Source organism: Candidatus Nitrosotalea sp. FS, assembly GCF_011319475.1.
Lineage (GTDB): Archaea > Thermoproteota > Nitrososphaeria > Nitrososphaerales > Nitrosopumilaceae > Nitrosotalea.
Window position 1 is genome coordinate 23,533 of sequence record NZ_RCMC01000212.1, and the last position, 6,588, is coordinate 30,120.

A 6,588-nucleotide genomic window follows, 5' to 3' on the forward strand; every position below is an offset into this window, starting at 1 on the left:
GACATGGGAGCAAGTGGATTTATGTCGCGTAAATTGTCCCAGATGAATATCTCGATTTTATAATTTCCTCGTTCACTAGGAGTCCATGAAAGTGCTGCAGCAAGGGTTTGATTATTTGCAAGAGATCCTGTTGCATAATTGAGATCAACAATTGCTCCATCTGAATTGATTACTTGAACTATGTATGCCCAATCAATATTTTTTCCATTCATGTTCTTCAATGATGTTTGTAAGTTAAGCTGCTGGTCAACTACGGGCGATTTTATCTCCTCACCAAGGGAATTTACTATCTTAAAGTCAGATGTTGAAACCTCCTCGTATCCGTACGCAGAACTAGCTCCGATAATTGTTACTGCAAAAACTAGTAACAGCAAAAACTTCATTGCCTCGAATTTTTCATTCTTAGATTTAAATTATCCCAAATGGTAGTTAGCGCATGTCCGAATCTAGAGACATTATCTACATAGGAAAGAAGCCACTGATGTCGTATGTTACTTCTGCGCTCATACAGTTGGCAAATCAACCAAAAATATCAATCAAGGCAAGAGGACTTAGTATCGGCCATGCAGTAGATGTTGCTCAAATCATTGCACGAAAAACAGAAAATGCTGGCTATGCAGTCGGAAACATCAAGATAGGTTCAGAACAAATGCAATCACAAGATGGACGCTCTAGGAATGTTTCTACTATAGAAATAGAAGTAAAGAGAACTCACTCTTAGATAGGATACCTTGAAAGACTCTTTTCTTTTTTGTTACTTATTTTGTTGAATACTTGTTTTCCATTTTTTTAAATTTGGAAAGATCTACAATGTTATTGAATTCGTCAAAACTCACTAGAGATTTTTTCAACTTTAATGTAGTTCCAGTTTTCTTCAATTCTTTGAGAATACTCATAGTTGCAAAAGTATTTGCATAAAGCACTGATAATGGGTACAAAATTAGATTGAATCCCATATGGTGCAATTCCTTGGATGAAAGAACAGGTGTTGCACCCCCTTCTATCATGTTTGCAACTAGCGGAGCCTTGATTGATTTGCCTATTTTCTTCATTTCTTCAACTGATTTTGGGGCTTCAACGAAAATTGCATCAGCTCCAATCTCTTTGTAAAGCAAACCTCTCTCTATTGCTGCATCTAGGCCTTCTGTTGCTCGAGCATCTGTCCTTGCAACAATTATGAAGTCTTTACTTTTTCTAGCATCAACAGCAGCCCGAAGTTTTTCAGCATACTCTTCCTTTGGAATTACTTCTTTACCAGACATGTGTCCACATCTTTTTGGCCATTTCTGGTCTTCAAGAAATATGCCTGATGCTCCAACCGACTCTAATTCGTTTACAAGTTTCCATACACTCAATGGGTTGCCATATCCTGTGTCCGCATCTACTATGACTGGAACAGATACTGATTTGCATATTCTCTTTGCGTTTTCAATTGTTTCAGTTGATCCTATGAAACCATAATCTGGCATGCCAAGGAGTGCTGCAGAGGTTCCATATCCTGTCTGAAACATTGCTTCAAAACCTGCTTTTTGTGCTATTCTTGCAGTTATTGCATCATAGACTCCTGGGAAAACGAGAGGTTTTGACTTGTCTAGTAATAATTTTCTAATATTTGTCAACTGCGGCTATACTGTTCTACAATTATTTATTGCTTAGTTCATCTTTGACATTTTTTCTACTCTTGACTTTTTCTGATTAGGATATTATTTCAACAACCCGTGAAATATATTGAAAATCCTTGAAAAGCAAAGTTCCTCCAAATATAATAAAAAATTATCGCTAGGCATACATAATAGTAATATAGCCTGATTGGAATCCTTCACAAGACATATTTATGAAGCGTGGAAAGGAGAATGTCGAATAATGGTCAACAGCATAGAACTTGATCTCTTGATAGTGGGTTCTGGCCTTGCTGGTCTTAGAGCCGCAATTCAAGCAGCAAAAGTAAGTTCAACGATCAAGATTGGAGTTGTTTCAAAACTTCAAGTCATGCGTTCACACTCTGTATCTGCTGAGGGTGGAACCGCAGCAGTTCTATATCCTGAGGAAGGAGATTCTCTTGAATCTCATGTATATGATACTGTAAAAGGAAGTGATTTTCTCGGAGACCAAGACGTAATTGAAAGACTTGTCCAAGAAATGCCATCTGAAGTATATCAGCTAGAACATTGGGGAATGCCGTGGTCTAGAAGAGAAGACGGAAGAATTGGTCAACGAGCATTTGGAGGTTACAGCTTTAATCGTGCAACATATGCTCAAGATAAAGTTGGATTCTACGAGATGCAAACTCTGTATGATACTTGCCAGAAATTTGATAATATAGAATTTTACAACGAATGGTTTGTTACATCTGTAATACACGACGGTCAACACTTCTGTGGAATTACTGCAATCGAACTTGCAAGTGGTAACTTTTACACATTCAAAGCAAAAGCACTAATCATTGCAACAGGTGGAGCTGGACGAGTCTACAGTTTCTCAACTTATGCATTGGCATCAACTCCTGATGGATTAGACATGGCATATCGTGCTGGAATGGCACTAAAAGACATGGAATTTGTTCAATTCCATCCAACTGGAATATTGCCATCTGGAATTTTGATTACCGAGGGTGCAAGAGGCGAAGGCGGATATCTGTTAAATAAAGATGGAGAGCGATTTATGAAAAAATATGCACCAACCAAACTTGAACTTGCTTCAAGAGATGTTGTTTCTCGTGCAATGATGACAGAAATTAACGAGGGAAGAGGTTTCAAAAATGAAACAGGAGTAGAGTGTCTAAAACTAGATCTTACACACCTTGGCAAGGAAGTACTTATTGGAAAATTACCTGCAATTCGAGAAATCTCGCTAAAATTCTCTGGTGTGGATCCAATCAATGAACCAATTGATGTTAGACCAGTGTGTCACTACATGATGGGAGGAATTCATACAAACATAGATGGTGCAACCGAAATACAAGGAATATGGGCAGCTGGAGAAGTTGCATGCAATAGTGTCCATGGAGCAAATAGGTTGGGTGCAAACTCAACAGCTGAATGTCTTGTATGGGGAAAAATAACTGGAGAATTGGCAGCAAAATATATTCTTGAAGGTAAATCTCAGCCTCAATTTCCAATACATTTGATTGCTACTGAAGAAAAAAGAATCTATGACGGAATTTTTAGAGGCAGTGGAAGTGTAAATCCGTATGAAGTACGTCAAGAGTTAACCGACATAATGAATTCAAAAGCCTATGTCTTTAGGACTGAAAACGATCTAGTTGAAGGATTAAAACAAATTAGACAACTACAGCGAAAAACTTGGAAACATGTTGATGACAAGGCAAAAGAGTACAACACCAACTTTACAAATGTTATGGAACTTGATTCCATGTTCCGTGTGGCTGAAGTTATTCTGATGGGCGCAATTGCACGAAAAGAATCCCGTGGTGCACATGCAAGAGTTGACTACCCTGATAGAGATGATAAGAACTTTTTACACCATACTCTTGTTTACTATGATACCAAAGAACCTGTTCTGAAGACACATCCAGTAACTATTACTAAATACAAGCCAGTGGAGAGGAAATACTAGTGGCAGAAAGATTGTCAAACCGTGAAGGTATAAAGGGAATGGCAAATCCCACCAGATATGGAATAGAACGATTTGCATATTGGATACAGCGATTAACTGGACTTGGGCTACTTGCCTATTTGATAGGTCATATTTATGAAACGAGCACAATCGTCAATGGAAAAATAGCATGGAATCAGATGCTAGAATTAACACAAACTCCGCAAGGTCACATCCTTCTTACGCTAGTGATTGGAATGTGTGTATTTCATACTGCAAACGGAATTCGAGTCATGCTAGGTCATGGAGGTATAGGAGTTGGGAAACCTGGACAACCCGAATATCCATACAAGGCAGCATCGCTTAACTATAAACAAAGACTTTGCATCTGGGTTTCAATTGCTCTTGCAGCATTAGCCATGATGTATGGTGCATCAGTACTGTTTGGTGATTAAGATGAGAGAAAGTATTATCATGAAAATACATTATGGAACAGCACTAGGAGCTGTGGCACTTGTAGCTGTGCATATACTTATGAGGATGTCACAAAAATTTTCAGATTCACTACAATATCAAAATGTGATTGCAAACTATCATTTTCTTCCATATGCGCTTATGTTAGAAGTGCTACTGATCTTGCTTTCAGTACACGGTTTTAATGGGCTCAGAGTAATTCTTTTGGAACTAAAACAGGGTTCTACATATGAAAGAATGATCAATTATGGATCTCTTGCAGCCATGGCTGCATTGATTGCTTATGGCTCAAGAACTATATTGATGGCTGGAATGGGGGTTTCTTAGTCATGGCAGTTGTAGCAGCAAAACCATCTGAAGAACCAAAATCTAATACAAAAACCACTGGCCAGACAGATACCATTACTCTGAGGATATCCAGGTCAAACCCATCAGAAGGACAAGAGTCTACTTTTGCAGAGTTTCAGGTCCCAGTACAGAAATGGACTACTGTTTTGGAGGCAATATTGTATGTGAAACAAAATTTTGATCACTCTGTAGCAGTACGATATTCTTGCAGACAAGCATCATGTGGTTCTTGTGGAATGAAAATCAATGGAAGGCCCGCACTTGCTTGTTATACAAAAGTCTCAGAATTGGATTCCAATGTTATAACAGTTGAACCAATGAACAACTTTCCAATAATCCGAGATCTTGCAGTTGACTTTAAGCAATTGATCTCAAACCACAAAAAGATGAAGCCGTTTATCATTAGAGAAGATTCTGAAGTAACACCTGACTCTAAGGAATTCATACAAACACCGCAGGATCTTGAAAAGTTTCTCCAGTTCTCTTATTGTATCAAGTGTGGTCTGTGTAACTCTGCATGCCCAACAATGGCTACCGATGAGTCATTTATCGGTCCTCAGGGATTAGCACAAGCCTATCGATACGTAGCAGATAACCGGGATAAAGGAAAAGACGAGAGACTCAAAATTATAGATGACTCTCATGGAATATGGAGATGTCATTTTGCGGGATCCTGTAGCCACGTATGTCCTAAAGGTGTAGACCCAGCAATGGCAATACAGCTACTTAGGGGATATATGTTAGGATTTAGAAAATAATACTCTAAGGTTTTTTAGGATTCTTGCTAGTGTTTACTTGATTGTTTATGGCCTCTGCCATGAAATGATTTGAAACATTTACTTTCACATCATTGATGCCTTCTATTTTGAGCAAGTTGTCGTGAACATCTTGTGCAATCTTGAATCCAAATATTGCCGGACAGAATGGACTGGTCAAATGCAGATCAATCTTAACTTCAGTCCCTGCAATGTCAATGTTATCCACTAGTTCAAGTTCCATTATTGAGACATTTATTTCTGGATCAACCACTTTTGTTAGTTCATCAAAAATTTGTCTTCTCAGGTCTTGAGACGCCTGTGACATAAATCAAAAAAGCGTCTATGCTATATATAACCATTCTATTTCCTAATTTGATGTACAGATCTAGACTGGAGGGAAAACTAGATGAAAACACATTAGAATTTCTTTCATCAATTTCAGATGATTTTCAAATTGCACAGTATGATATACTAGGAAGTCAGGCTCACACTCTGATGCTTTTAGAAAATAAAATTATTACAAAAGCAGAAGCAGAAAAGATTCTCGGCGCGCTGGAGAGACTGAAAAAAGAAAACTTTTCTGAAAAATCAGAAGCCGAAGACATTCATGAACTAATTGAATCACTAGTGATAAAAAAAGCCGGAAAAGAAGCAGGCGGAAAGATGCATACTGCGCGCTCAAGAAACGATCAAGTGGCACTTGACATACGCATGAAGATACGTGATGATGTCAATATTGTCTGTTTTTTTCTAAACGAGGTCATATCTACACTGATACAACTAGCAGAAAAACACCAGAATACGATTATGCCTCTGTATACGCATCTACAACAAGCTCAAGTGGGGCTGTTTTCCCACTTTCTTTTGGCATATGCTGATGCACTATTTCGGGATCTTGATAGATTCTATGTTGCATATGGCAGAATCAATGAATCACCCCTTGGTGCAGGCCCTGTAGGAGGAACAAGCATTCCAATTGATAGGCAATTTACTGCAAAAATGCTTGGATTCAAAGGACTAGTAGAAAACTCAATTGATGCAACATCATCACGAGATTTTGTTGCAGAATATGTGGGAAATTCTTCCATCCTGATGACTAATCTGAGCAGAATGGCTGAAGATTTCATCATATGGTCTACTTCGGAATTTTCTTTTCTTGAACTGTCTGATAAATTTACATCCACATCAAGTGTTATGCCACAAAAGAAGAATCCTGATATTCTTGAGCTAATACGAGGAAAAACTGCTCAAGTAATAGGATACCAAATGGCAATATTGTCAAATCTAAAGGGTTTGCCATCTGGATACAACAGAGACCTACAACAAATCAAGGTCTCAATTTGGCCAACTTCAAAGATAGTAATATCGTCATTGATTGTGGTAAACTCTCTTCTTAAAACAATGACTGTGAATGAAAAGAAATTGCGACAAGCAATAGATGGGGGATTTTCTA

The 6,588-nt window shown here is 38.1% G+C and carries 9 protein-coding genes; 6 read left to right on the top strand and 3 right to left on the bottom strand.

From position 1 onward, the window contains the following. Positions 1-383, bottom strand: a 383-nt coding sequence (locus DYY66_RS08060; RefSeq protein WP_166287925.1) for a cell wall metabolism sensor histidine kinase WalK, incomplete at its 3' end; no start/stop codon positions are given. A 53-nt stretch (positions 384-436) separates the two neighbouring features. On the opposite strand from DYY66_RS08060, the gene DYY66_RS08065 reads away from it, so the two are divergent. Continuing rightward, positions 437-721, top strand: a complete 285-nt coding sequence (locus DYY66_RS08065; protein WP_157927716.1) for a DNA-binding protein — start codon at positions 437-439, stop codon at positions 719-721. Between the two features lie 37 nt (positions 722-758). On the opposite strand, the gene DYY66_RS08070 is transcribed toward DYY66_RS08065, so the two are convergent. Continuing rightward, positions 759-1,619 (bottom strand): oxaloacetate decarboxylase, encoded by an 861-nt coding sequence (locus tag DYY66_RS08070; RefSeq protein ID WP_166287927.1) that lies wholly within the window; start codon positions 1,617-1,619, stop codon positions 759-761. Positions 1,620-1,863: 244 nt separating this feature from the next. Between DYY66_RS08070 and DYY66_RS08075 the strand changes: the two genes are divergently transcribed. From DYY66_RS08075 to DYY66_RS08090, 4 genes are read left to right on the top strand one after another with little or no spacing between them, the layout of a single operon-like run. After that, on the top strand, positions 1,864-3,576 hold the full coding sequence (locus DYY66_RS08075; RefSeq protein ID WP_166287930.1) for a succinate dehydrogenase/fumarate reductase flavoprotein subunit: 1,713 nt from the start codon (positions 1,864-1,866) through the stop codon (positions 3,574-3,576). A gap of 38 nt (positions 3,577-3,614) precedes the next feature. Then, positions 3,615-4,010 (top strand): succinate dehydrogenase, encoded by a 396-nt coding sequence (locus DYY66_RS08080; protein WP_166287956.1) that lies wholly within the window; start codon positions 3,615-3,617, stop codon positions 4,008-4,010. A 1-nt stretch (position 4,011) separates the two neighbouring features. Next, a complete protein-coding gene (locus DYY66_RS08085) occupies positions 4,012-4,356 on the top strand; it encodes a succinate dehydrogenase (RefSeq protein ID WP_166287932.1) in 345 nt (114 codons plus the stop codon). 2 nt (positions 4,357-4,358) lie between these two features. Further along, positions 4,359-5,135, top strand: coding sequence for a succinate dehydrogenase/fumarate reductase iron-sulfur subunit (locus tag DYY66_RS08090; RefSeq protein ID WP_166287935.1), 777 nt, complete (start codon positions 4,359-4,361; stop codon positions 5,133-5,135). A 4-nt stretch (positions 5,136-5,139) separates the two neighbouring features. On the opposite strand, the gene DYY66_RS08095 is transcribed toward DYY66_RS08090, so the two are convergent. Next, the gene (locus DYY66_RS08095) at positions 5,140-5,460 is read right to left on the bottom strand and encodes a metal-sulfur cluster assembly factor (protein ID WP_166287938.1); all 321 of its coding nucleotides are present in this window, start codon (positions 5,458-5,460) and stop codon (positions 5,140-5,142) included. Between the two features lie 50 nt (positions 5,461-5,510). Here DYY66_RS08095 and argH point away from each other — a divergent pair. After that, on the top strand, positions 5,511-6,588 hold a 1,078-nt coding region (gene argH, locus DYY66_RS08100; protein ID WP_166287941.1), incomplete at its 3' end, for an argininosuccinate lyase.

Excerpts from the sequence above, each read along its gene's own strand:
- DYY66_RS08065 (WP_157927716.1), top strand. The coding sequence starts at position 437 with ATGTCCGAATCTAGAGACATTATCTACATAGGAAAGAAGCCACTGATG.
- DYY66_RS08080 (WP_166287956.1), top strand. The coding sequence starts at position 3,615 with ATGGCAAATCCCACCAGATATGGAATAGAACGATTTGCATATTGGATA.
- DYY66_RS08085 (WP_166287932.1), top strand. The coding sequence starts at position 4,012 with ATGAGAGAAAGTATTATCATGAAAATACATTATGGAACAGCACTAGGA.
- DYY66_RS08090 (WP_166287935.1), top strand. The coding sequence starts at position 4,359 with ATGGCAGTTGTAGCAGCAAAACCATCTGAAGAACCAAAATCTAATACA.
- DYY66_RS08095 (WP_166287938.1), bottom strand. The coding sequence starts at position 5,460 with ATGTCACAGGCGTCTCAAGACCTGAGAAGACAAATTTTTGATGAACTA.
- DYY66_RS08075 (WP_166287930.1), top strand. The coding sequence starts at position 1,864 with ATGGTCAACAGCATAGAACTTGATCTCTTGATAGTGGGTTCTGGCCTT.